This window comes from Treponema sp. R6D11, from assembly GCF_054786075.1.
In genome coordinates this window covers 1-473 of record NZ_BDHD01000854.1, presented here as the reverse complement: position 1 = coordinate 473, position 473 = coordinate 1, and the positions used below count along the sequence as shown (strand labels likewise).

1 protein-coding gene is annotated in these 473 nt (G+C 50.3%); it reads right to left on the bottom strand.

Annotated elements, in window-relative coordinates; genetic code table 11:
- The coding region (locus ACYVTD_RS16495; protein WP_461248749.1) for a queuosine precursor transporter at positions 1-465 on the bottom strand (465 nt) is incomplete at its 3' end.
- Positions 466-473 lie beyond the last annotated feature (8 nt).

Genomic DNA, 473 nt, shown 5'->3' with positions numbered 1-473 from the left:
GGAAACCATAGCCCTGAACCAGAGCCACCGCCCCTTCATCAACATTTTAATCTTTACCAGCACTGCCGAATTGGACAATTCCCCAGCCAGGTATCCCGCGAGGCTTGCGAGAACAAGGCCGCCAGAGCCCATCCCGCCAAGAATAGCGTTATACGCGGCGGAACCGGTGATGGCTGCGCCATCCTGGGCTTCCCAGGAACTTTCGCCGGGAAGTATTTTAAGAACAAGCAACACCAGCGATGAAAACGCCAGCACCGCAAAGCCAGTCCAGATAACCCGCTTCGCGGCCTTAAAGCCGTACACTTCGGTGAGTATGTCTCCGAGTACATAAGCCAGCGGAAAAAGCAAAGTGCCGCCGTCAAACGCCATAGGAATTCCAAAAATCGAAAAACCCAGATCAACAATTTTCGCCGATGAAGCGATATTACTAAGAACAAGAATAACGATAAAAAACGTCATTAACACATCAAAGT